Source organism: Paenibacillus tarimensis (assembly GCF_021532315.1).
GTDB classification, from domain to species: Bacteria; Bacillota; Bacilli; order Paenibacillales; family Paenibacillaceae; genus Paenibacillus_I; species Paenibacillus_I tarimensis.
The window spans coordinates 107,601-131,855 of the sequence record NZ_JAKGAO010000024.1 but is presented as its reverse complement, the minus strand read 5'-3'; the positions used below and the strand labels follow the sequence as shown (position 1 = coordinate 131,855).

26 protein-coding genes and 3 tRNA genes are annotated in these 24,255 nt (G+C 52.0%); 27 read left to right on the top strand and 2 right to left on the bottom strand.

The features are described 5' to 3' along the window. The first annotated feature begins 60 nt into the window (after positions 1-60). From L1N82_RS18970 to L1N82_RS18915, 12 genes are all read left to right on the top strand, one after another. Positions 61-136: transfer RNA gene (locus L1N82_RS18970), tRNA-Phe, on the top strand. A 29-nt stretch (positions 137-165) separates the two neighbouring features. Further along, positions 166-251 (top strand) — tRNA-Tyr (locus L1N82_RS18965). Positions 252-263: 12 nt separating this feature from the next. Then, a tRNA-Lys gene (locus L1N82_RS18960) sits at positions 264-336 on the top strand. 110 nt (positions 337-446) lie between these two features. Further along, positions 447-1,394 (top strand): MraY family glycosyltransferase, encoded by a 948-nt coding sequence (locus L1N82_RS18955; protein ID WP_235289032.1) that lies wholly within the window; start codon positions 447-449, stop codon positions 1,392-1,394. A gap of 80 nt (positions 1,395-1,474) precedes the next feature. Next, the gene (locus tag L1N82_RS18950) at positions 1,475-2,602 is read left to right on the top strand and encodes a PucR family transcriptional regulator (RefSeq protein WP_235289031.1); all 1,128 of its coding nucleotides are present in this window, start codon (positions 1,475-1,477) and stop codon (positions 2,600-2,602) included. A 90-nt stretch (positions 2,603-2,692) separates the two neighbouring features. Beyond that, a complete protein-coding gene (locus tag L1N82_RS18945; protein ID WP_235289030.1) occupies positions 2,693-3,814 on the top strand; it encodes an ABC transporter ATP-binding protein in 1,122 nt (373 codons plus the stop codon). Between the two features lie 206 nt (positions 3,815-4,020). After that, entirely contained in the window at positions 4,021-4,959 is a 939-nt protein-coding gene (gene hprK, locus L1N82_RS18940; RefSeq protein WP_235289029.1) for an HPr(Ser) kinase/phosphatase, read from the top strand. Positions 4,960-4,975: 16 nt separating this feature from the next. Beyond that, entirely contained in the window at positions 4,976-6,022 is a 1,047-nt protein-coding gene (lgt, locus tag L1N82_RS18935; protein ID WP_235289028.1) for a prolipoprotein diacylglyceryl transferase, read from the top strand. Continuing rightward, entirely contained in the window at positions 6,000-6,668 is a 669-nt protein-coding gene (gene ppaX / locus L1N82_RS18930) for a pyrophosphatase PpaX (RefSeq protein ID WP_235289027.1), read from the top strand. Before lgt ends, ppaX begins: the two co-directional genes overlap by 23 nt. Then, on the top strand, positions 6,665-7,153 hold the full coding sequence (locus L1N82_RS18925; RefSeq protein WP_235289026.1) for an acyltransferase: 489 nt from the start codon (positions 6,665-6,667) through the stop codon (positions 7,151-7,153). Before ppaX ends, L1N82_RS18925 begins: the two co-directional genes overlap by 4 nt. Further along, a complete protein-coding gene (locus tag L1N82_RS18920; protein ID WP_235289025.1) occupies positions 7,146-7,295 on the top strand; it encodes a hypothetical protein in 150 nt (49 codons plus the stop codon). The genes L1N82_RS18925 and L1N82_RS18920 overlap by 8 nt, the downstream gene beginning before the upstream one ends. Before the next feature lie 53 nt (positions 7,296-7,348). Then, positions 7,349-7,798 (top strand): hypothetical protein, encoded by a 450-nt coding sequence (locus tag L1N82_RS18915; RefSeq protein WP_235289024.1) that lies wholly within the window; start codon positions 7,349-7,351, stop codon positions 7,796-7,798. Positions 7,799-7,906: 108 nt separating this feature from the next. Here the strand turns inward: L1N82_RS18915 and L1N82_RS18910 are convergent, their stop codons facing one another. Together L1N82_RS18910 and L1N82_RS18905 are read right to left on the bottom strand one after the other, a co-directional pair. After that, on the bottom strand, positions 7,907-8,314 hold the full coding sequence (locus L1N82_RS18910) for a hypothetical protein (RefSeq protein ID WP_235289023.1): 408 nt from the start codon (positions 8,312-8,314) through the stop codon (positions 7,907-7,909). Between the two features lie 71 nt (positions 8,315-8,385). Then, on the bottom strand, positions 8,386-8,499 hold the full coding sequence (locus tag L1N82_RS18905) for a YjcZ family sporulation protein (protein WP_235289022.1): 114 nt from the start codon (positions 8,497-8,499) through the stop codon (positions 8,386-8,388). Between the two features lie 270 nt (positions 8,500-8,769). Here L1N82_RS18905 and L1N82_RS18900 point away from each other — a divergent pair, with 270 nt between their 5' ends. From L1N82_RS18900 to whiA, 15 genes are all read left to right on the top strand, one after another. Then, positions 8,770-10,008 carry an ATP phosphoribosyltransferase regulatory subunit gene (locus L1N82_RS18900; protein WP_235289021.1) on the top strand — a complete coding sequence of 413 codons (1,239 nt, stop codon included), beginning with the start codon at positions 8,770-8,772 and terminating at the stop codon, positions 10,006-10,008. Continuing rightward, a complete protein-coding gene (gene hisG / locus L1N82_RS18895; RefSeq protein WP_235289020.1) occupies positions 10,005-10,646 on the top strand; it encodes an ATP phosphoribosyltransferase in 642 nt (213 codons plus the stop codon). The genes L1N82_RS18900 and hisG overlap by 4 nt, the downstream gene beginning before the upstream one ends. A gap of 48 nt (positions 10,647-10,694) precedes the next feature. Further along, positions 10,695-11,987, top strand: a complete 1,293-nt coding sequence (hisD, locus tag L1N82_RS18890; RefSeq protein WP_235289019.1) for a histidinol dehydrogenase — start codon at positions 10,695-10,697, stop codon at positions 11,985-11,987. A gap of 83 nt (positions 11,988-12,070) precedes the next feature. Further along, entirely contained in the window at positions 12,071-12,667 is a 597-nt protein-coding gene (gene hisB / locus L1N82_RS18885) for an imidazoleglycerol-phosphate dehydratase HisB (RefSeq protein ID WP_235289018.1), read from the top strand. Positions 12,668-12,672: 5 nt separating this feature from the next. Next, a complete protein-coding gene (gene hisH, locus L1N82_RS18880) occupies positions 12,673-13,287 on the top strand; it encodes an imidazole glycerol phosphate synthase subunit HisH (RefSeq protein ID WP_235289017.1) in 615 nt (204 codons plus the stop codon). 98 nt (positions 13,288-13,385) lie between these two features. Then, positions 13,386-14,144, top strand: a complete 759-nt coding sequence (hisF, locus tag L1N82_RS18875) for an imidazole glycerol phosphate synthase subunit HisF (RefSeq protein ID WP_235289016.1) — start codon at positions 13,386-13,388, stop codon at positions 14,142-14,144. Beyond that, the gene (gene hisIE, locus L1N82_RS18870; RefSeq protein WP_235289015.1) at positions 14,141-14,842 is read left to right on the top strand and encodes a bifunctional phosphoribosyl-AMP cyclohydrolase/phosphoribosyl-ATP diphosphatase HisIE; all 702 of its coding nucleotides are present in this window, start codon (positions 14,141-14,143) and stop codon (positions 14,840-14,842) included. Before hisF ends, hisIE begins: the two co-directional genes overlap by 4 nt. A 20-nt stretch (positions 14,843-14,862) precedes the next feature. Further along, positions 14,863-15,669 carry a histidinol-phosphatase HisJ gene (hisJ, locus tag L1N82_RS18865; protein ID WP_235289014.1) on the top strand — a complete coding sequence of 269 codons (807 nt, stop codon included), beginning with the start codon at positions 14,863-14,865 and terminating at the stop codon, positions 15,667-15,669. Between the two features lie 181 nt (positions 15,670-15,850). Beyond that, positions 15,851-16,801, top strand: a complete 951-nt coding sequence (locus tag L1N82_RS18860; protein WP_235289013.1) for a ribose-phosphate diphosphokinase — start codon at positions 15,851-15,853, stop codon at positions 16,799-16,801. Positions 16,802-17,076: 275 nt separating this feature from the next. After that, positions 17,077-18,816 carry a tetratricopeptide repeat protein gene (locus L1N82_RS18855; RefSeq protein WP_235289012.1) on the top strand — a complete coding sequence of 580 codons (1,740 nt, stop codon included), beginning with the start codon at positions 17,077-17,079 and terminating at the stop codon, positions 18,814-18,816. A 51-nt stretch (positions 18,817-18,867) separates the two neighbouring features. Then, entirely contained in the window at positions 18,868-19,818 is a 951-nt protein-coding gene (trxB, locus tag L1N82_RS18850) for a thioredoxin-disulfide reductase (protein ID WP_235289036.1), read from the top strand. A 324-nt stretch (positions 19,819-20,142) separates the two neighbouring features. Continuing rightward, entirely contained in the window at positions 20,143-21,093 is a 951-nt protein-coding gene (locus tag L1N82_RS18845; RefSeq protein ID WP_235289011.1) for an ROK family glucokinase, read from the top strand. 141 nt (positions 21,094-21,234) lie between these two features. Next, a complete protein-coding gene (gene rapZ, locus L1N82_RS18840; protein WP_235289010.1) occupies positions 21,235-22,122 on the top strand; it encodes an RNase adapter RapZ in 888 nt (295 codons plus the stop codon). 12 nt (positions 22,123-22,134) lie between these two features. After that, positions 22,135-23,124: a gluconeogenesis factor YvcK family protein gene (locus tag L1N82_RS18835; protein ID WP_235289009.1), complete on the top strand. Its 990-nt coding sequence runs from the start codon at positions 22,135-22,137 to the stop codon at positions 23,122-23,124. Between the two features lie 6 nt (positions 23,125-23,130). Next, positions 23,131-24,060 carry a DNA-binding protein WhiA gene (whiA, locus tag L1N82_RS18830; RefSeq protein ID WP_235289008.1) on the top strand — a complete coding sequence of 310 codons (930 nt, stop codon included), beginning with the start codon at positions 23,131-23,133 and terminating at the stop codon, positions 24,058-24,060. Positions 24,061-24,255: the final 195 nt, after the last annotated feature.

Sequence of the window (24,255 nt, the reverse complement as noted above, 5' to 3'; positions counted from 1 at the left end):
TCACGCAGGAGACCGCGGGTTCGAATCCCGTCAGCTCCGCCATTTATTCTTATAAGGCACGGCTCGGTAGCTCAGTTGGTAGAGCAGAGGACTGAAAATCCTCGTGTCGGCGGTTCGATTCCGTCCCGAGCCACCATTTTAGCCATTTTGGCTGGTGGATTACATGGAGGGCTAGCGAAGTGGCCAAACGCAGCAGACTGTAAATCTGTTCTCTTACGAGTTCGGTGGTTCGAATCCATCGCCCTCCACCAGTTTTAAATCAAGAGCCATTAGCTCAGTTGGTAGAGCACCTGACTTTTAATCAGGGTGTCGTAGGTTCGAGTCCTACATGGCTCATATTTGTGTGAATCTTAACCCTCTGCGGGATTTCGCAGAGGGTTTTGTTATGTCAAGGCGTACTTCTTCATACTGGTGGGCATGCTACTTCCGACAGGAGGTGTGGCGTCTTGATTTTATGGCTGGCCGTAATCACTTCATTTAGTATTGTATATGCTTCGGTTCCGTTTATGAAAAAAATTGCACTGCACCATGGTATTGTCGACCGTCCGGGTATACGGAAGATCCACTCCTTGCCCGTCCCTCTACTTGGTGGCACGGCGATTTATGTCGGGATCATCATATCGCTTTGGTTGTTAACCGGAGAGAGTGCCTTAACAGAAGCCATTACAATTGGCGGCTTACTGATTGTTGCAATTGGTTTGCTCGATGATATTACCAAATCACGTGGAGCAGACTTCCCAGTCTGGCCTAGAATTATTGTATATACCACTGCATCCATTGTACCGGTTATTCTAGATATCAGGGTTCTAGGGCTAACTAATCCCGGACCTGGAGGAATGTTTATTTTCCCATATTGGCTGTCTGCAGCAGCTACCGTTCTATGGGTATTTGCCTTGATCAATATGATTAATTTCATCGACGGTGTAGATGGTCTGGCGGCGGGTGTCTCTATGATCTCCTCGTTCACACTGTTTGTGGCGGCCTTTGTAAAGGGAAACCTGGATACGGCCGTCCTTGCTCTGATTGTCTTTGGCGCTTGTGCGGCATTTCTTACGTACAACTTTTATCCAGCCCGCATATTTATGGGAGATGCAGGTGCTGCCTTTCTGGGATATACACTTGCCGTGACAGCAGTACAAGGTACATTCAAAGGTACAACATTCATTACGACGTTTATTCCATTTCTGGCTTTGGGTGTTCCCATTATGGACACATTCGTGGTGATGCTGCGACGTGCTATGGAGGGCAAAGGGCTTCACAAAGCGGATAAGCTGCATACACATCATGTATTGATGCGCTGGGGATTGACCCAGATCCAGACGGTCTCGTTTATGTATTTGGTTGCCATCGTGTTCTCGCTGTTATCTATAGTAGTGCTGCTTGCTGCGGGGTAAACCCCAAGAACGTTTATAGGTAAGCGCCGGTTATGTTACAATGTCAAAAAACAGGTGACACCGGATAGGAGCTGCCTAACATGAATGCATCTTGGCGTAGCCAGCTGGAATCATTATTCCATCATACATTCTCTACCAAAACAATGGAGAAATCAGAATGGTTAAAGGATATAAATGAAGGGGTGTCTTCCGGGAACAAAGGGCACCAGATGCAAGAACCGGGAACTACGTACCGTACCAAGAGTGGATTCGTCCGGTTCTTACTTCAGGAGAGGCCAGGCCAGGTAGATTATATTGAGCTTACTGACACAATAAGTGATCGGGAGCAGATGCTGCTCAGTATTATCATCCGGCAGGCAGCTGCAGAGGACAAGTTAGGCATCGGTAATCCGGCAGCTGAGAAGGAACGTATTGCATTAGAGCTCGGCAGATGGGTAAAAGAACAGCTGGAGACGGGTAAAAGGAATACCCCGGTACCGGTTGAATTTACAAGCAGCCGTCTGGAGCATGAAATGATCCCCTTCCTTATTGTGCGCGAGCAGGGAAGTATGCACTCCGAGCATGAAGGCTTGGAGAAGCTGCTCCACTCCTTCTTCGAAGAGGAGGTAATGATTATTCCTCTACAGGAGCAGGAGTGGCTGATATTAGGCCCGGCATCTATTCTAAAGGATGACACAGCTGAAAGCCGGATGGATGAGGAAGGCGAGACTGCTGATGACATGTTAACCGGGATCTGTTCGGGACTTCATGGAATGTTAGCCAATGAGTGGGTAGGCGAATGCCATGTGGCGGTTGATTATCCGATTATTCCGGCGGAATCTGTTGTTGATACGGCAGCTACCCTGCGGGAGACCATATCACTCGGACGCAAATATCATATTGGGGAAAATATTCACTTCCCGTGGATGCTCTCTCTGGAACGGCTGCTAAATGGCATACCAGAGGAGCAGCGCCATCGGTATATTGAGCTTGTTGTAAACCGGTCTGACCTTCTGCTTGAACCCGAGATCATAACAACACTGGAAACCTTCTTCAGCATGAACTGCAATGTCAGCGATACAGCCAAGAAGCTGTACATACACCGAAACACGTTACTGTATAGATTGGACAAGCTGAAACAGGATACGGGGCTTGATGTCCGGATGTTCCGCGATGCGGTTCTCGTCAAGATTATATTGTTATTGTATAAAGTAACGAAAAGGAAGTAGTTTTTTTGTATAGTATGTGCATATTCATTTCCCCTATATTGCGATACTATTAAGTCAATCAAGAAATCAATCGTTTAGGGGGAAATGAACATGGCAGGCGTACGCTTAGAGCATGTCTATAAGAAATATCCCGGTTCTGATAATGCATCCGTTAAAGACGTTAATCTCGATATTAAAGATAAAGAGTTCCTCGTACTGGTTGGCCCGTCTGGTTGCGGTAAATCCACGACACTGCGGATGATTGCTGGTCTTGAAGAAATTTCCGAAGGCAAGCTGTTCATCGGCGACCGTCTGGTGAACGACGTAGCACCGAAAGACCGCGATATCGCGATGGTGTTCCAGTCCTACGCCCTGTACCCGCACATGAACGTTTACCAAAACATGGCGTTCGGTTTGAAACTGCGTAAGTTTAAGAAAGCGGATATCGACAAGCGTGTTCGTGAAGCCGCTAAGATTCTCGACATCGAGCACCTGCTCGACCGTAAGCCGAAGGCACTCTCTGGCGGTCAGCGTCAGCGTGTTGCCCTGGGCCGTGCGATTGTCCGCGAACCACAAGTGTTCCTGATGGACGAACCGCTCTCCAACCTTGATGCTAAGCTGCGCGGTCAGATGCGTGCTGAGATCAGTAAACTGGCTAAACGTCTGGAAACAACCGTTATCTACGTAACGCACGACCAGATCGAAGCGATGACGATGGGTGACCGGATTGTTGTTATGAAGGATGGTATCATCCAACAAGCGGCTTCTCCAGATGTGCTCTACAATCACCCAGTTAACATCTTTGTTGCTGGCTTTATCGGTTCCCCTTCGATGAACTTTATCAAAGGTACCCTTACAGAGCAGGGTGGAGCGGTTCATTTCAAAACAACTGGAATCGACATTGCGCTGACAGAAGGCAGAGCGAAGATCGTTCGCGAAAAAGGTTATGTAGGCAAAGAAGTTGTCGTGGGTGTTCGTCCTGAAGACCTTCATGATGAGCCTGTATTCCTGGAAGCTTCCCCTGGAAGCATTGTTACGGCGCTGGCAGAGGTTGTAGAAAACCTTGGTCACGAGAAGAATATCTACCTGAACGGTATCGGTAACGACACAGTTATCGCCCGTGTAGATGGCCGTTCTGATATCAAAGAAGGCAGCAACATCAAGCTTGCGATCGACATGAACAAGATCCACATGTTTGATACGCAAACTGAGTTGAATATCTTCGAAAGCTAATATAAGCTGAGGAAGCCTTTACTGAGCCGTCCCGTATGGGGCGGCTTTTGTTATAGCGATGGAAAGGTATCGCTGCTCTCCAGCAGTCCGGTGCTTCAGGAGGCTAAACGTTGATTTCGGTGTTCAATTCCTTTACGATGAATACATTGGATAAATGAGACCCTCTGTACTGAGCCGATTGGTACAGGTATAAGGAGGCCACACCCGTGCCTAAACGAGTAAAAGTATCCGAATTAATTCAACAATTTAATCTGGAGATTATAGCCGGTGAAGATGGACTGAAGCGGGGGATTACGGTTGATGACCTGTATCGTCCAGGTCTTGAGATGGCCGGTTATTTTCATTATCATCCGACTGAGCGGGTACAGATATTGGGCAAGACGGAGCTTGCTTTCATGGAAACACTGGATCGTACAGAACGTACGGAGCGGCTTGAACGGCTCTGCCATGAAGAGACGCCTTGTATCATTATTACACGCGGCATAGAAGCGCCTCAGGAGCTCTTGGAGCAAGCGGAGGCGAAGAAGATTCCGCTGCTTCGCAGCCAGGCAGCCACGACCTTCCTGATCAGCCGGATTACAGGATTCCTTGAGAGGAAGCTGGCCCCTACGGCAACAATTCATGGTGTTCTGGTGGATATTTACGGAATAGGCATGCTGATAACCGGCTCCAGCGGTATCGGCAAGAGTGAGACCGCCTTGGAGCTGGTTAAACGTGGCCACCGGCTTGTTGCCGATGATGCCGTTGAAATCAAGCAAACCTCGGACGGTCAACTGCATGGTTCCGCACCCGAGCTGATCCGGCATCTGCTGGAAATCCGCGGTCTCGGTATTATTAATGTGATGACACTGTTCGGGGCCGGAGCTGTCCGTACGCAAAAACGGATCAGTGTCGTAATTAAGCTCGAGAACTGGCAGCAGGAAAAACAGTATGACCGGTTAGGTCTCGATGAGGAAACAACAAGGATTATTGATACGGATGTGCCGCTTGTGACTGTACCGGTAAGACCGGGCCGTAACCTTGCTGTTATTATCGAAGTGGCTGCCATGAACTTCCGGCTGAAACGGATGGGCTATAATGCGGCTCTGCAATTTACTAACAAGCTGACGGAAACCATTGCGGATGATATGGACGATTATGATTAATAAAGGAGCGTAACACATGTTTGCAATGAGATTGGATCCCGTGGCCTTCTCCCTGGGCCCACTAACCGTACACTGGTACGGTATTATACTGGGTCTAGGCGCTTTGGCCGGCCTGATTCTGGCCATAAGAGAAGGCAAACGGTTCGGGCTGCCGTCCGAATTTTTCATGGATTTACTGTTGTTTGGTGTTCCCTCAGCTATAATCGGGGCAAGACTCTATTATGTGGCCTTCAAGTGGGACGAATACCGTGACAATCTGTGGGGCATATTCGCTATCTGGGAGGGCGGGATTGCCATATATGGTGCGCTAATCGGCGCGCTGCTCTGCGGGTATATATACATAAGGTCGAAGGGCTACAGCTTCTGGAGGGTCGCGGATATCTGTGCCCCTTCCTTGATAGCCGGGCAAATGATCGGACGCTGGGGTAATTTCGTCAATCAGGAGGCGTATGGCGGCCCGGTGGAGGAAAGCTTCCTGCGGAATACGCTGCATCTGCCTGCATGGATTGTTGACCAAATGAATGTGCAGGGCGTATTTCATCATCCGACCTTTCTGTATGAGTCACTGTGGAATCTTGCTGGCCTTATCCTTCTCTTCATTCTGCGCAGGCAATCGTTTCTGCGGGCCGGAGAGCTGCTAATATCCTATTTTATCTGGTACTCAATCGGAAGATTCTATGTGGAAGGGCTCCGGACAGACAGCCTGGCCTTCCAAGGGCCGGGTTGGCTGGATTCCATTGTAGATGCACTATGGTCCCCGATGACCGGTGTGTTCGAAGCAGGCTTCCTTGATCCTGCCTACGGTAATATTCGTACGTCTCAGCTCGTAGCGATTCTGCTTGTTCTGGGCGGTATTGCATTAATGATCTACCGCCGCAAGAGCGGAGCGGCTTCTGAGCGCTATCTGGACCCGATGATTAACTTTAAGACGGGAAGACCGGCCGGCGGCACAGTAGAGGAATCCACGCCCGATCAGGACGTAACGGCACCAGAGGTTCATGCTACCGCTGCACCGGATAAAGGCCGGGAAGGAGAGGACGATGACAGCAAAGACAAGAATTAATACGGTATTGTTCGATTTGGATGGAACCATTCTAGATACCAATGAATTGATCATACAGTCATTTATGCACGCTCTGAAGGACATTGTCCCCGCGGGCTTCAGCAGGGAGCATATGATTCCCAGCATGGGCATGCCGCTGGCGTATCAAATGCAGAAGTTTTCCGGGCTTGAAGACGTGTCACATCTAATTGCAGCCTACCGGGAGATCAATCTTCGTCTGCATGATGACTTGGTCACTGCCTTTCCATATGTGAATGAAGTTATGGAACGGCTGCACAGATCAGGCTTCAAGCAGGGAGTAGTGACGACGAAGATGAGACTGACGACTGACCGCGGTCTTGCCTTCGTCGGCCTAAGGGACTATGTGCAGTCTGTTATTACAGTTGACGATGTGGAGCATCCGAAGCCACATCCTGAGCCTGTGCTGAAGGCAATCAAGGAACTGAATGCTGATCCTGCGGCTACGCTGATGGTCGGAGACAGTGTCGTAGATATTCAGGCGGCCAACGAAGCAGGTGCGATTTCAGTCGGTGTTGCATGGTCTTTAAAGGGAGCGGAAGTATTGAGGGACGCTGGCGCCAAGCATATCATTCAGGACATGCGGGATCTATACGATATTGTAGGACTGGAGCGGGTGACAGCTTGAGGAATGTCGAACGGTATCCTGTTGAGGGTCCTAATGCCCTCTGGCAAATGTACCGGACGGTCAGCCGCTTTAAGGCGGTACGGAATTTTATTTTCATCCAGTTGTCCCGCTACTGCCCTTCCCTGCCGGTTAAGAACTGGATTTATCGCCGCATCCTTGGTATGAAGGTCGGAAAGCAAACCTCGTTTGCACTAATGGTTATGGTGGATGTCTTCTTCCCGGAAAAAATTGAGATCGGAGATAATTCCATCATTGGCTATAACACGACTATTCTGACACACGAGTATTTAATACGGGAGTACCGGCTTGGGCAAGTCCGGATCGGCAGCGGTGTGATGATCGGCGCCAATACGACGATATTACCCGGTGTGACCATCGGGGACGGGGCTGTCGTTGCTGCAGGTTCTGTTGTTCACAAGGATGTTGAGCCGTATTCATTCGTCGGAGGAAACCCGATGAGGGTAATACGCGGTCCTGATGAATAAGAGCCTGAATCAGGCAGCAAGCTGTAAAATAATCGGTTATATCCGGCTGGATTTCAGCCGGATTTTCTGTATTCGCAAGCTGGCGGCGGCTTGTTCGGTGACACCTCTTGCTGTCTGGGCATATAGTGTGATAGGCGCCTAGTAGCAGCTTGCGGGGGGAATCTGAATGGAAACGAATAAGCGAGGTTTACGTATATGAACCCATTTAAGCCGGATCAGGGGTCAAATAGTGGGAATCCATTTGATTTTATGGAGCAGCTGCAGGACGGTCAGAGCTCGGCAGATACTTCATGGGTGGAGGGATTCGTGAAGGAAGCGATGGACCGGGCGTTCCGCGGTGCTGCCAGTACCTCTGCCGAACCCAGAAGAAGCGGGGGAAGCTTGAAGGTGGAGCAGTTTGAAACCCATAAGAATGTGATCGTAAAAATCCCGCTGCCCTACATGTCCCCGGATATCAGGACTTACGCAGGAGAAGAGTCACTTAAGCTGGAAGGTGCCCCGCCGCACATCCCGGCGCTGATCCGATTTCGGTCAGTTGTTGAACCAACCAGCGGCAGAGCCGTTTACCGCAGCGGAATTCTGCAGCTAACCTTCCGGAAACGGCTTCCTGAAAACCGGTTTCATGAAATTCGGATCCGGTATTGAATAGGGTAAGATTCTATGTCTTCTGAAGTCAAAAGAAAGAGGCGCACACCGCTTTTGTGGTGTACACCTTTCCTGAATATCACACCATTTGCAGCAGCTGGACAGCTGTTAGAAGAACGGAGCGGCAAACAGTGCGGCGAGGATAAAGAGAGGAATAGCCAAGCCAAGACCGTAGCCGGGATAGCCATAGCCTGGATAGCCGTAACCGTAACCCGGGTAACCCAGACCGAAGGCTTGCGTTCCGGCTTTCTTCGTTTTATTGCCGGATGTTAATGCTTTACGATTCCGGCGTTTGCGCAGCCGCTTGACGGCCGGGTGAGCGGCCGCTTGCTTCTGGAACTGTTGAACGGCAGCTTGCGGAATACCAGCGGCCGGTTTGAAGTAAACAACTCCATCCTGAATGCGATCCATCACACCGGTGAAGAGATCACCTGAATGTGTCATTGCCATAACAGTTCGCCCGCAATGAGGCTGGATGGCATCTTCTATAATGGGGTGGCAGGCAATCATATGCATGTGTATCACCTCCTGTATTCTTAAAAAAAAGCCATCGGCCTACGACCGATGGCTGGGACGAGAATCAAAGATTATACCAGCAGTGAACGGCTGATGATAACCAGCAGAATGAAGAGGACGAGAATCGCACCTGTGCTTGTGAATCCTCCGCCAAAACCTGCGCCTGCACCTGTACCGTATGCCATTATGCGGTCACTCCTTTCGTATTCGATAGTCCATCTTATGCAGGGGATATTGTTTCGACTGTATAAGTGCCTTATTTACGGTCATGTCATGATATTCGGGCAGGAGCCGTTTCCTGTGCTATTAGTGGACAAGCCCGCACAGAATCCGGGTAGACTGCTGTTCTTGACGGAGTTGAAGCAGTCATGTTACGATATCGACTATCCTTTATTTTGGCAGTATGGTAACATGGTAGTACATTAACACACTAAAGTGACTGAAGGTGAAACGTGATGTCCAAACCGAAAGTATTTGAAAAACCGACCGGTGTGAAGGACTATCTGCCGGAAGCGGTCTCCAAGCTGCGCCACATTGAGCGTCATGTGCTGGACTGTATGCACCGCTGGGGATATGAACAGATCATGACACCTACTATGGAATATTACGATACGGTTGGCGTGGCAAGCAGCACGTCTGACTCTAAGCTGTTCAAGCTTCTTAATAACCGGGGGACGACACTCGTGCTGCGCTCCGATATGACGGCGCCTATAGCCCGGGTGGTCTCTTCTCTGCTGAAAGAAACGCCATTCCCGCTTCGCCTCTCCTACCACTCCAATGTGTTCCGTGCCATTGAAGAGGAGGCAGGGAGAGAGGCGGAATTCTACCAGACGGGCGTGGAGCTCGTTGGAGACCCGTCAGCGGAAGCGGATGCCGAAGTCGTGGCGCTTGCCATTGCATCCCTTAAGGCAGCGGGTGTACAACGCTTCAAAATCGCTATTGGCCATGTTGGCTTCCTGAATGGCTTATTCGAGGAAACGCTTCAAGGACGAGCTGACGCACAGGAGGCGTTGAAGGCCTGTTTGCTGGGCCGCGACTATGTCGGATACCGGGAGCAGCTGCAGAATCTATCGCTTTCCGGTCCAGTGCGCCAGGAGCTTGAGGATATTCTCCGCTTAAGAGGCGGCCAGGAGGTTTGTGCACAGGCGCTGAATCTCAGCAGCGACCCGACAGCCCGGGCCTCCATTAACCATCTCTGCGAGATGTGGAATGTACTGCAGGAATACGGAGTGACCGAGCATGTGCTGATTGACCTGACCATGATCGGTGATTTTTCCTATTATACAGGTATGACCTTTGAAGGCTATGCGGCAGATTTGGGCTTCCCCGTCGTAAGCGGCGGACGTTATGACAACCTGCTGAAGCAGTTTGGACGCCCGGCCCCGGCTACAGGCTTTGCGCTGAAGACTACCAGAATTGTGGAACTGATCGGTGATGACGCATCGGGGGAAGAACAGCGGATACTTATTGGATATAACGCTGCCGGCCGTGCAGAGGCTATTAAGGAGGCCCTGATCCTAAGAGCTGACGGGCATACTGTTATAACCGAACAAATGGAATACCAGAACCGTCCAGCAGCGGATAATCTGGGACAGCTTATATATAAAGGAACGGCTTACGGCTCGTATGCCGGGTTTTACGGAGGCGAGCCGGAGCGGCTGACAGGACGACAAGGGAGGCTTGCGGACAAATGAGCGGTTATGAGGAATTGTTGAAGGTAGCAATGCCGAAAGGCCGGATCTATAAGCAGGCTTCCAAGCTGTTCCGGGAGGCGGGCCTGCCAATACCGGAGGATTTTGATGATACACGAAAGCTTATTATTGAAGCCCCCGAAGCGGGAATGGCATTCATCATGGCCAAGCCGGTGGACGTGCCGACTTATGTGGAATACGGTGTAGCCGACATCGGCATTGTCGGCAAGGACGTGCTGATGGAAGAGAACAAGGATGTTTATGAACTGCTGGATCTCGGCATTGCAAAATGCCGGATGTCGGTTATCGGGTTGCCGGACTGGAAGCCGGTCATTCATCCGCGCGTGGCGACCAAGTATCCGAATGTGGCTTCGCAGTACTTCCGGGAGCAGGGGCAGCAGGTGGAGGTTATTAAGCTGAACGGCTCCATTGAGCTGGCGCCGCTTATCGGATTGGCAGACCGGATTGTCGATATGGTCGAAACGGGGCAGACGCTGCGGGAGAACGGACTGGTGGAGATGGAATCTATCTTCGGTATTACAAGCAGGCTGATTGCCAACCGTGTCAGCTACCGGATGAAGAACGAGGCGATCCAAAGCTTGTGTGACAGGCTGCAGAAGACCATTTCCGCTAAAGCCTGACAGGCAGTTATAATAAGCGAACAGAGTGATTTCGGGAGGGATAAAGGCATGCGCATATTGGCTGCAGATCAATTTCAATTGAAACGCGAGGTGGAGTACGGCACGCCGGAACAGAACGAGGCGGTTCGCCAGATTGTCGCAGCTGTGCAGAAGGAAGGGGACGCTGCTCTGCTGCGATACACGGAGCAGTTCGATGGTGTGCGGCTCGAAGCCGGCTCCCTGCGTGTACCGGAGGAAGAGATACAGGCGGCTTATGACCGGGTGGATGCCGAGTTTCTGACAGCGATCCGCGAGGCTGCTGTTAATATCCGTGCTTTCCATGAGAAGCAGATGCGCAAGTCATGGATGGATCTGCAGCCCGACGGCACGATGCTGGGCCAGATTTTGCGTCCGCTTAAGCGGGTTGGCCTGTATGTGCCGGGCGGCAAAGCAGCGTATCCTTCCTCCGTTCTGATGAACGTCATACCGGCCCAGGTTGCCGGTGTGCCGGAGATCGTGATGGTCACTCCGCCATCTACAGGCGGCAAGGAAGGAATTGATCCTTACATACTCGTAACGGCAGCTGAAGCCGGTGTGAAGGAGATGTACCGCGTAGGCGGCGCTCAGGCCGTTGCTGCGCTGGCTTATGGCACGGCATCCATACCTCCTGTCGATAAAATATGCGGACCAGGAAATATTTACGTTGCACTAGCCAAGCGGCTGGTCTTCGGTGCGGTCAGTATTGACAGCATTGCCGGGCCGAGTGAAATTATCGTGCTGGCTGACGACTCCGCTGACCCGGCCTATGTGGCAGCGGATCTCCTTTCCCAGGCCGAGCATGATGAGATGGCTTCCGCAATCCTGATAACACCATCTAAGAAGCTGGCTGAGACGGTTGCGGCAGAGGTGGAGAAGCAGCTTGCTGTGCTGCCTAGAGAGGCGATCGCCCGCCGGTCAATTGATGACTACGGGGCTATTTTGACTGTAAGCTCGCTTGAGGAAGGGATAGCGGTTGTTAACCGGCTTGCGCCGGAGCATCTGGAAGTGATGACGGAGGACCCTATGCGCTATCTGGGCATGATCGAGAATGCGGGGGCTATCTTCCTGGGCCCTTACAGCTCGGAGCCGGTTGGCGATTATTTTGCCGGTCCGAATCATATCATTCCGACTAATGGCACGGCGCGGTTCTCATCCCCGGTCAATGTGGATGATTTTCTTAAGAAATCAAGTCTGATTTACTACAGCAAGGAAGCATTGATGGCAAGCGGCGAAAAGATTATGACGCTGGCCCGCCACGAAGGGCTGGAAGGGCATGCAAGAGCGGTTGAGATCCGTCTTGAGCGTGAGAGGATCAAGGATTAGTAGAGCAAAGACAAGCACACAGGGGCTATCAGGCAGACAGGCACCCTTGTGTGATATTTTATAGGGAAAGAAGGGTCAAAACGATGACAGAGGCAAGACGTGCGGCAGAAGTGGCGCGCAAGACGAACGAAACCGATATCAAGCTATCCTTTGCAGTGGATGGTACCGGCCAATCCGAGATTGAGACGGATGTACCGTTCCTGAATCATATGCTGGATTTGTTCACAAAGCATGGTCAGTTCGACCTGAAGGTTGAAGCGCGGGGGGATGTCGACATTGATGACCACCATACCGTGGAAGACATCGGAATCTGTCTCGGTCAGACGCTTCGTGAGGCCCTTGGCGACAAGCGGGGCATCAAGCGGTACGCCAGTGTGTTCGTTCCGATGGATGAGGCGCTGGCACAGGTTGTGATTGATGTGAGCAATCGTCCGCATTTCGAGTACCGTGCTGAGTATCCGTCTTCAACGGTGGGCAGCTTCCATACCGAGCTTGTTCATGAGTTTCTATGGAAGCTTGCGCTGGAGTCGCGTATCACACTGCATGTTATTGTACATTACGGCAAGAACACGCATCATATGATCGAAGCGGTGTTCAAGGCTCTGGGTCGCGCGCTTGATGAAGCGACTTCCATTGATCCACGCGTACAAGGAGTGCCCTCCACGAAGGGAGTGCTGTAGGCATCATGATTGCAATCATCGATTATGGCATGGGAAATCTGCACAGCGTCAGCAAGGCGATTGAACGGCTTGGTTACCCGGCAGTCCTCGCCTCGGATGAAGAGACCATTATGTCTGCGGATGCCGCGATTCTTCCCGGCGTCGGGGCTTTTGGGGATGCGATGCAAAACCTGCGGGATACCGGACTGGATGAGGTGACAAGACGCTATGCAGCCTCAGGGAAGCCGCTGCTTGGCATTTGTCTCGGTATGCAGCTGCTGTTCACCTCCGGTGAGGAGCACGGCGCTAATGCGGGCCTGGGCCTGCTGCCGGGCAGTGTGGTCCGCTTCGAAGGAAGCTACAAAATTCCGCACATGGGGTGGAACAAGCTGGAGTTCAGGCAGAAGAGCCCGCTGTTTGAGGGCCTGGCTGAAGGGCATGTCTACTTTGTTCACTCCTTTCATGCACGGCCGGAGCGGGATGAGCATCTGCTTGCAACAACCGACTATTACCAGCATGTAACGGCGATTGTCGGAAGAGATAACATCTATGGCATGCAGTTCCATCCGGAGAAGAGCGGGGAGCTGGGGATGCAGCTGCTGGCTAATTTCCTTAAGCTTAGCGGCAGGCCTGAGGCATGATATGTCTCTAAGAGACGGCATGCTGTAGCGAGCAGGCCGCTGCGGAGCCGGAGCTGATAGCAGGCCAGCCTGCAGCTTGTGAGAGGAGAAGATGACCGATGTTGGCAAAGCGTATTATACCCTGCCTTGATGTGAAGGACGGGCGGGTCGTGAAGGGCGTAAATTTTGTTAACCTGCGGGATGCCGGGGATCCCGTGGAGCTGGCGGCAACCTATGACCGGGAAGGCGCGGACGAGCTTGTATTCCTGGATATATCGGCTTCCCATGAAGGAAGGGCTACAATGGTTGAGGTCGTCCGACAGACAGCGGGCGAAATTACCATCCCTTTCACTGTAGGCGGCGGGATCGGCCATGTAGATGATATGAAGCGCCTGCTGCGGGCAGGGGCTGACAAGATCGGCATTAACACGGCGGCGATCCGCAGTCCGGAGCTGGTTTCCGAGGGAGCGCGGAAGTTTGGCTCGCAGTGTATTGTTGTGGCGATAGATGCGAAGTTCAATCCCGAATGGGGCGAGTGGGAAGTCTATACCCATGGGGGGCGCAATGCGACCGGGCTGAAGGCTTTGGAGTGGGTGAAGCGCGTAGAGTCACTGGGGGCGGGTGAGATTCTGCTGACCAGCATGGATGCCGACGGCACGAAGGATGGCTTTGATCTGAAGCTGACACGCGCGGTTTCTGATATGGTATCCATTCCGGTCATCGCCTCCGGTGGGGCCGGCAAGATTGACCATTTTTACGATGTGTTCGAGCAGGGGCATGCGGATGCAGGCCTGGCAGCTACGATTTTTCACTATAAGGAAATGACGATCGGCGAGGTCAAGGAAGACCTGCGGGGCAAAGGAGTGGAAGTGCGATGAGTGCAGGGCTTGGGGAACTGGAAAGCCAGATCCGCTGGAACACAGACGGATTGGTTCCGGCGATTGTGCAGGATGCGGTGAGCAAGGAAGTACTAATGCTTGCTTATATGAACCGGGAATCGCTTGCAAGGTCCATTGAGTCGGGTGAAACCTGGTTTTGGAGCCGCTCGAGGGATGAGCTGTGGCACAAGGGCGGCACCTCGGGGCATACGCAGCGGATCGTGTCCATGCACTATGATTGCGACGGGGATACACTGCTGATCCGTGCGAAGCAGAAGGGGGCAGCCTGCCATACGGGGCAGTACACTTGCTTTTTCAACAGCATACCGGTCGAAGGGGATAACGGTGAGCCTGATCAGTCTGTAACGGCTGAAGAGGCAGCAGGCAGTGACCGTTTCCGGATGCTCAATGAGCTGGAGGCCATTATAGCCCGCCGTTATGCAGAACGGCCTGAGGGCACCTACACGACTTATTTGTTCGAGAAGGGTGTCGACAAGATCTTGAAGAAGGTTGGCGAGGAGTCAGCCGAAGTCATTATCGCGGCCAAAAATCAGGATAACGATGAGCTGCGCAGCGAAGCGGCAGACCTTATTTTTCACCTAATGGTGCTGCTGCGTGAACGGGGATTGCCGCTGGATGACATTATGCGCGAGCTTGGGGCTCGCCACAATAAGCCTACGACGAATAAAATGCGCTGAGAAAGGCCGGTACTGACGCTATGAAAATCGATTATCATACCCACCATGCACGCTGCGGACATGCGGTTGGCTCCCTTGAGGAGTACGTGATCAGGGGGATGGAAATCGGCTTGGCGCAGATCGGTCTTTCCGATCATATGCCGCTGATTCATGTTGACCCCATGACCTATCTGCCGGAGATGGCGATGCCGATGGACGAGCTGCCGCGATATGTGGAGGAATGCCTCCAGCTGAAGGAGAAGTACAAAGGGCGGATCGATATCCGGGTCGGTCTGGAAGGCGATTATATTGAAGGCTATGAAGAAGATATTGAACGAATCATCCGCGCTTATCCGTGGGACTACGTGATCGGTTCGGTCCATTTTCTTGGCGAGTGGGATATTACAGACTTCCGTCAGACAGCGGGCTGGGAGGGCCGTGACCGGATGACGGTGTATGAGCAGTATTATGATGCCGTGCAGAAGGCGGCGGCTACCGGCTTATATGATTATATCGGGCATATTGATGTGATCAAGCGGTTTGGTTATGCGCCGGAGGCTGATGTCACCCATCTGGAAAATGCCGCGCTTGACGCGGTGAAGCGCCATGGGCTGGCGATTGAGCTGAATGCCTCCGGCCTGCGGATGCCTGCCGCCGAGATGTTTCCGTCCGCACGTATGCTGCAGTATGCTCATGAACAGGGCATTCCGGTCACCATTGGGTCGGATGCGCACCAGCCGGAGAGGCTTGGCCAATATTTGGAGGAAGCGCGTGCGCTTCTGAAAAAAGTCGGATATACGCAGTTAGCTACGTTTGATGGGCGAAAGCGCCTTCTAGTCGATTTTTGAAAAATCGTGAAATCAATGTATAATGGTAATTGACAAGACGAGTATGGAGGTGTCTGCCCATGGAGGGCAGGCTTCGATTATCCCGCTCGTAAAATCAGGGTCGTGCCGCTTGCAATAGGCGGATATACAGATAGAGCATGCATTCGCGCAAGGACCGGTCAAAATGTTCCAGGAGGGTATCATGTTCAGCGATAAGGTGCGTATTTTCTCGGGTTCTTCGAACCCGCTGCTGGCCGAGAGAATCTGTGAGGAATTAGGGGTATCGCTCGGCAAAATCAAAATTTCCCGCTTCAAGAGCGGTGAGGTCTACGTTCACTATGAGGAGACGATCCGGAATTGTGATGTATTCCTCGTCCAGTCGTTCTCACATCCAATTAACGAGAATTTTGTCGAACTGCTTGTGATGATCGATGCGGCCAAACGTGCCTCAGCGCGAACTATCAATATCATTGTGCCATACTACGGCTATGCGCGTCAGGAACGCAAGGCAGCTCCGCGGGAGCCGATTTCCGCCAAGATGCTGGCAGATGTGCTGACAACGGTCGGTGTAGACCGTATTATTACGCTGGACCTACATGCACCGGCTATCCAGGGCTTCTTCAACATTCCGGTGGACCATTTGACTGCCCTTGACCTGCTTAGTGATTATCTGAAGTCGAAAAACATCAAAAATCCGGTCGTGGTATCGCCGGATGCCGGACGGGCATCAACAGCCGAGAAGCTAGCCAACTATCTGGATTCCCCGTTCGCCATTATGATCAAGAAGCGTCCTGCTCATAATGAGTCCGTCATTACGCACGTAATCGGAGATGTCGAAGGACAGACACCAATCATTATTGAGGACTTAATTGATACGGGAACCACGATCGTGAACGTAGTAGAGAGTCTGAAGGAACGCGGCGCGGAAGATATCTACGTATGCGCCACGCACCCGCTCTTCTCAGGCCCGGCTGTGCAGCGGCTGGATCACCCGAATATCAAGGAAGTTGTCGTGACCGACTCCATCTTCCTGCCGGAACTGACCTCCGATCGGTTCAAGGTGATCTCGGTAGCGCCTATGCTGGCTGAGGCAACCCGGATTATCATCCAAGGCGGCTCCATTAGCACCCTGTTCAAGAACGCAGGGATCTAAAGGGCTGCCTTCGGGCAGTACTTTCGTTAACGCGGTTTGCGGCATACTCGGCAACACAGGGAGACTCTACTGATTACAACCGGCGGAGCAGGGTGCATGCAGGCGGTGGGAGGTAGCCCCTTGGTGCTGGGGACAGTGAGGGATTTGACCAGGCGGCATATGCCGGCATGCTTTCGGGCATGCCGGCACATTCGCCCACATACTTTGTTTGTGTATGGTGTACCTGCACTGTGTTATAATCGTAGCAAATTCGTCGTACGGGAGGTGCCTTGCGGATGAAAGGGAAGAAACAGATGGCCGTAAGCAGCGGCAGAACGAATGTCATACCGATTCAGCTGGACGCCACGTTTTTCTTCGAACGCGCGGTCCGTTCGCTGGACCGGTATCATTATGACAGGGCACTGAAATATTTTCGGCGTGCCGTGGAATATGAACCGGATAATCCGGTAAACCACTGCAATATGGCCGGTATTCTATCGGAGCTCGGCAACTATGAGGAGTCGAACAAAATTTTAAAGTGGGTTGTGGATGAGCTCGATCCTACCATGACCGAATGCCACTTTTATATGGCAAACAATTTTGCCAATATGGAGAATTATGAAGCAGCCGAAGATGCACTCGTCCAGTATCTGGAGGAGGATGCAGAAGGCCAATTCCTTGATGAAGCAGAGGAAATGATGGATCTGCTTCATTTCGAGCTGGAAAGGCCGCCAAGGCGGGCTAACATCAAGTCCCGCGAAGGGCTCTACGAGCATGACCAGGCCAGAATGCTGCTGGAGGAAGGCAAATTTGCCGAGGCGGTCCGCATCTTGCGGGCTATTACGGAGAAACAGCCCGAATTTACGGCGGCACGCAACAATCTGGCGCTCGCATATTACTACATGGGGCTGTTTGACGAAGCCATGACCACGATTGAGGGCGTCTTGGACCAGGAGCCCGGCAACTTGCACGCACTCTGCAACCTGGCGATCTTTTATCAGCATAGGCAGGATACGGAGCGGCTTGATGTCTTGGTTCAGAGTCTGCGGAAGACCGTGCCGTTTCATCAGGAGCATGTCTTCAAGCTCGCGACCACTATGGGTATTCTGGGCGAGCATGAGCATGCTTATGTTCATCTGCAGCGTCTGCTGAGGGATGCTGACAACCAGCAGGATCCTTGTCTGCTCCATTACGCGGCTGTGTCGGCATGCAACTCGGGTAAGCGTGATGAAGCCGAACGTCTCTGGAAGCAGGCACTAAAGCTTGATAGGGAATCGGGCATACCGGAATATTACCTCAAGCATCTTCAAGATGGTGTGCTGCCCTCCTCGGTTAGCTACCAGTATCATCTTCCCTTTGAGGAACAGTTCAAGCAGTGGGATAAGGATACCGACGATCTGCCAGACCAGGTGAAGAAAGACCCGCTTGTGCGTTCGTCCTTCTTCTGGGCGCTTCGTCACGGCGACCGGAGCACTAAGCTTCAGGTTATTCAAGCGTTAGGCATGATTGCGGACAACGAGGTCAAAGATACGCTCAAGGATTTCCTGATGGAAGCAGATGAAGATGATTATCTGAAGCGTATTGCGATGTTTGTTCTCCGGGGGATCGGGGTTACGGAGCCGCTTCAAGCTGTGCTAGAGGGAAAGGAAACAACGGTTGAGCAGAACCGTATGCCCTCCCGTCTGCCGGTCTGGCACGAACGGTGGCAGGCTGTAGTCGAGACTGCGCTGACGCGTATGCAGAGTCGTTATGATATGATCGGCCAGCATGATCTGCTTACGCTTTGGGTAGAATTCCTAAGCAGGCTGTACCCGGAAGCGCCGCCGATCCGCAAGACGGAAGGCTGGGCAGCAGCCCTGGAGTATCTGACGGCTAAGATGCACCGCAGAGCCGTTACCTACCAGGAAGTGGCGACCAGGTATGGCGTTTCAGTTGCCACGGCAAGCAAGTACGCGAAGTGGATAGACGAGGTATGTGGTATCCGTGAGAAAATGCAAACCGTCTTCCCTGCCTTGGATGGGATTGAGCAGGAGTAAGACTCTTTTCTTTTCAACAATAAGTACAAAGGAGGGCAACCATCCATGACCATCTATAAATCCATTATTATCGGTACCGGGCCATCGGGCCTTACGGCAGCCATCTATCTGGCTCGTGCTAATATGAATCCGTTAGTAATTGAAGGGCCTGAGCCAGGCGGCCAGCTGACAACCACGACGGATGTTGAGAACTTTCCCGGCTTTCCTGACGGAATTATGGGACCGGAACTGATGGCGAATATGCGCAAGCAGGCAGAACGCTTCGGAGCCGAGTTTAAGACCGGCTGGGTGAACAGCGTGGACCTGTCCAAGCGCCCATTCACCTTGAAGGTAGAAGGCCAAGAGGATCTTCAAGCAGAAACGATTATTATTTCAACCGGTGCTTCTGCAAGATATCTTGGCATTCCGGGCGAGAAGGAGAACGTTGGCCGCGGCGTAAGCACATGTGCCACCTGTGACGGCTTCTTCTTCCGAGGCAAGAAGATCGTCGTTGTCGGTGGTGGTGACTCGGCTATGGAAGAAGCGAACTTCTTGACAAGGTTTGCCTCTGAAGTGCGTCTTGTACATCGCCGGGATGAGCTGCGAGCCTCCAAGATTATGCAGGATCGCGCGAAGGAAAATGAGAAAATCAGCTGGAAGCTTAACAGCACACCGGTTGAGGTTATGGCAAGCGGAATGGGTGTAACCGGTCTTAAGGTTCGCAACAATGCCACGGGCGAAGAAGAAGTAGTGGAGACAGACGGCGTATTTGTGGCAATAGGTCACACGCCAAATACGAAATTCTTGGGCGGCCAGGTGGAAACGGATGAGCATGGCTATATTCTTGTGAAGCCAGGGACGACGGAAACGAATATTCCGGGCGTTTTCGCATGCGGCGATGTGCAGGATCAGCGTTACCGGCAGGCGATTACGGCCGCGGGCAGCGGCTGTATGGCCGCTCTGGATTGTGAGAAGTATCTGGAAGGCCATATGGTGCATGACTGGAGCCAGTCGCTGTCCTAATACTCTGGCCAGAAAGCTTACCCGGTAGTCTAACCGGCGAGTAAATGAATGGATTCCTAGCGGCATTGTCCCGGACCCGGGGCAGTGCTTTTTTGTATGATGCAGCGGCAGAAGGCCCGGGCTGCAGAGGCATGTGCCTTGAATCAGCCGCCGGCTGCATAGCCCAAAGAAGAGGCAGTCGACTGGACGGATATTGCGTTTACAGCAGGGGAAGAACTTGGTTAAATGCTTGTCCGGCTTGGCTTTGTCGTTCTTGACCTTATGATAGTGTTCGCTTATAGTTGGTACAGAAGCAGTTAACTTTGTGATCGAGGTGGCCAATTCATGTCAGAACAAATCTACGTTGGCGTGGACGTCGGTGGTACGGCAATTAAAGTGGGCGTGTGCAACCGGGACGGCGCTCTGCTCCATACGTATGAGGGACCTACCGAAAATGATAAAGGAAGCGAACGGATTCTAGCCAATATCGCCGCTTATGCTCGGCTGGCAGTTGAGCAAACGGGTCGTTCATGGGCGGACGTTGAAGGCGTGGGAGTTGGTATCGCAGGGTTCCTGGATATTCCGAACGGAGTAATCGTATCCTCGCCTAATCTCAATCTGCGTAATGCACCGCTCAAGGCCTACCTGCAGGAGCATCTGGGTAAAAACGTCTATGTCAACAATGATGCAAATGTCGCAGCTCTGGGTGAAGCATGGGCCGGTGCCGGACGAGGCGTGCCCGACTGTGTATGTTACACGCTAGGTACAGGTGTGGGCGGCGGGATTATCATTAACGGCCGTATTGTAGAGGGCTTGAATGCAGCTGCGGGCGAGCTTGGCCATATCTCGATCGTTCCGGATCTGGAAGCTATCCAATGCGGATGTGGTAAGATGGGATGTCTGGAGACGGTATCATCTGCAACCGGGATTATCCGCATGGCTAAGGATGCAGTCGCACGCGGCGATCAGACTTCCCTGTCTCATGTGCTGGATATTACTGCGAAGGATGTAGTAGATGCGGCCAAAGCGGGTGACGAGGTAGCAGCGCGGATCGTCAATCGCGCAGCTTACTATCTGGGTAAGTCGATGGCTGTAGTAGCTGTTGTCATTAATCCGGAGAGGTTTATTATCGGCGGAGGCGTCTCCAAGGCCGGAGAATTCTTATTCGAACAAATACGGGAAGTATTCCTTAAATATACGCCGGAAGCGGCAACAAAGGGTGTAGAGATCGTTCCAGCTGAGCTCGGTAACAGTGCAGGAGTTGTGGGAGCAGCAGGACTGGTTCTGCGTTCGTAGACAGATTATAGGTCACAACGGCTGGTAATAGATAAGAGATTGCGCAGGGCAGCAGATCAATCGGCTGCTCTGGGCTTGCTTATAGGGCTCTTATGCTGATGAAATGCCGGAGAGGGACCAGGAGTGGAGGAGGAACAAGCGATGGAGAAAGGAACTGCCGTAGCGAAGCTTGTCATCATCACCGGTATGTCCGGTGCGGGGAAAACAATAGCTGTGCAAAGTCTGGAGGATTTGGGATTCTTCTGTGTGGATAATCTGCCGCCTGTGTTAATCCCCAAATTCGCCGAGCTGATTGAATCATCCAATGGCAAAATTGGCAAGGTGGCCCTCGTTATCGATCTGCGCGGTCGTGAGTTCTTTACCGCACTTGCCGAATCGCTTCATTACTTAAGAGAGCATTATACCATCAGCTTTGAAATTCTATTCCTCGATGCAACCGATAATGTGCTGGTACAGCGTTATAAGGAAAGCCGACGCCGTCATCCGCTCGCACCGGAAGGCTTGCCGCTTGAGGGTATCAAGCTCGAACGCCGCCTGCTGGAAGAGCTGAAGGGGATGGCTACACAGGTTATCGATACAAGCAGCCTCAAACCCGCCAAGCTGAAGGAAAGAATTGTCTCCAGCTTCACCAATACAGGACATCGCTCCTTTTCAGTTAACGTCACGTCTTTCGGCTATAAGTATGGTATTCCGATTGATGCTGATCTAATTTTTGACTGCCGTTTTCTTCCTAATCCCCACTACGTTGATCATCTCCGGCCGAATACCGGACAAAATCCCGAAGTCTATGATTACGTGATGAAGTGGCCGGAGACACAAACGTTTTTATCAAAGCTGCTAGATATGCTGCATTATCTTCTTCCTATGTATGAGAAGGAAGGCAAGAGCCAGCTGGTAGTCGGGATTGGCTGTACAGGTGGCAAGCACAGGTCGGTAGCTATTGCGGAATATTTGGGACGGATGCTTGGCAATAGTGACACGGAAGTCGTCCGTGTGAGTCACCGGGACTCGGAGCGCGACCGACATTAATGAGGTGAGTGGATGAAGCAGCAGGAATTGGGGAATATAAGCTTGCCGAAGATTGTGGTCATTGGAGGCGGTACAGGACTGTCTGTTATGCTGAGGGGGCTTAAGGAGAAGCCGCTCGACATTACGGCAATCGTAACCGTTGCCGATGACGGGGGAAGCTCAGGCAGGCTGCGTAATGAGCTGCAGATGCCGCCGCCCGGAGATATCCGGAATGTGCTGCTGGCGCTGAGTGATGTGGAGCCATTGATGAGCCAGCTGCTTAGCTATCGCTTCTCGAATGGGAACGGACTTGCCGGACATAGCCTCGGCAACCTGATTCTGGCTGCCATTACCGATATATCCGGTGATTTTGTAACGGGAGTGCGGGAGTTGAGCCGAGTGCTTGCCGTGCGCGGAAGGGTGCTTCCGGCTGCTGCACATGCTACGGTACTGAAGGCAGAGATGATGGACGGAACCATCGTGACGGGTGAATCGATGATCCCCAAAGCGAGGAACCGGATCAAACGCGTGTTCATTGAGCCTCCGCTGGTTGAACCGCTTCCGGAAGCAGTGGAAGCGATACGCGAAGCGGATGCTATTCTGATTGGGCCGGGAAGCTTATACACGAGTATTATGCCCAACCTGTTGGTCCCAGCACTTGCTGATGCCATTATTGAATCCGGGGCACTCAAGATGTTCGTCTGTAATGTAATGACTCAGCCTGGCGAGACAGACGGCTACACGGTCTCCGATCATTTGGATGCAATTGAAGAGCATGTAGGCAGCTCGCTGTTTGATTACGTAATTGTTAATAATGGTGAGATTCCCGCCCCCGTGCTAGCCAAGTATGCGGAAGAAGGTGCAGAAGCTGTCGCAGTGGATTCCGATAAGCTTGCCGGGCGAAATCTCAAAATCGTTGCGGACCGGCTGTTGATGTTCCGGACTTACCTGCGGCATGATGCCGCCCGGTTAAGCCGTCATATTTATCAGCTGGTGGAAAACTGGATGGCCAGGAAGAGGTGAAGAGCAGTGTCCTTTGCGGCGCAAACCAAAAAAGAACTGACGATGGTGGAATCAGAGCCCTGCTGCGAGATGGCGGAATTATCGGCTCTGATCCGCATGAACGGTTCGGTTCAGCTGTCCAGCCGAAAGGTCATCCTTGATATCTCAACGGAAAATGCAGCAATTGCAAGGAGAATCTATACGCTTGTCAAGAAACAGTTCGAGGTGCATACAGAGCTGCTTGTCCGCAAAAAAATGCGGCTGAAGAAAAACAACGTTTATATTGTCCGTATTCCGGCTAAGGTACAGGAAATCCTTTCGGAGCTGAATATTGTTTCAGAGGGGTTTGTCTTTAATCAGGGTATAGATCAAGCTATGATCAGGAAGTCCTGCTGCAGACGTTCTTATTTGCGCGGTGCCTTTCTAGCAGGAGGTTCCGTTAATAACCCCGAAGGTTCCTCTTATCATCTGGAAATAGCCTGTATGTATGAAGAGCATTGTCAGGCGCTGGTCGAGCTCGCTAATACGTTTGAGCTGAATGCCCGTTGTATTGAGCGGAAGAAAGGCTTTATCTTCTATATTAAAGAGGGCGAGAAGATTATTGAGCTGCTCAACATCATAGGGGCCCACCAGGCGCTGTTCAAATTTGAAGATGTCCGTATCATGCGGGACATGCGTAATTCCGTTAACCGCATCGTGAATTGTGAGACAGCGAACTTAAACAAGACGATTGGTGCAGCAGTCCGGCAGATCGACAATATCAAGCTGCTGCAAAAGGAGATCGGTCTCGAAAACTTGCCGGAGAAGCTGCGGGAGGTAGCTGAAATTCGCCTGGCTCATCCGGACATGAATCTGAAGGAAGTTGGCGATCTGCTCAAAGGTTCCGTCAGCAAATCCGGTGTGAATCACAGATTGCGTAAAATCGATGAAATGGCCGAAAAAATAAGGAACGGATAGACGATGCCTAGTCGGGGCGTTTATTTAATGATATAATAATGCAAAAAGACCAGTGAGCGGCACCGCGGCATAATCATTGCCAAGGGCTGTAGGCAGGTAGATACATAGAGGAATAGGTCTTGCTTATTACTTCGCTTGTATTACTGCAGGTCTGGAACCGGAGAACAGCTTTTCCAATAATCTGTTGGATTTTGT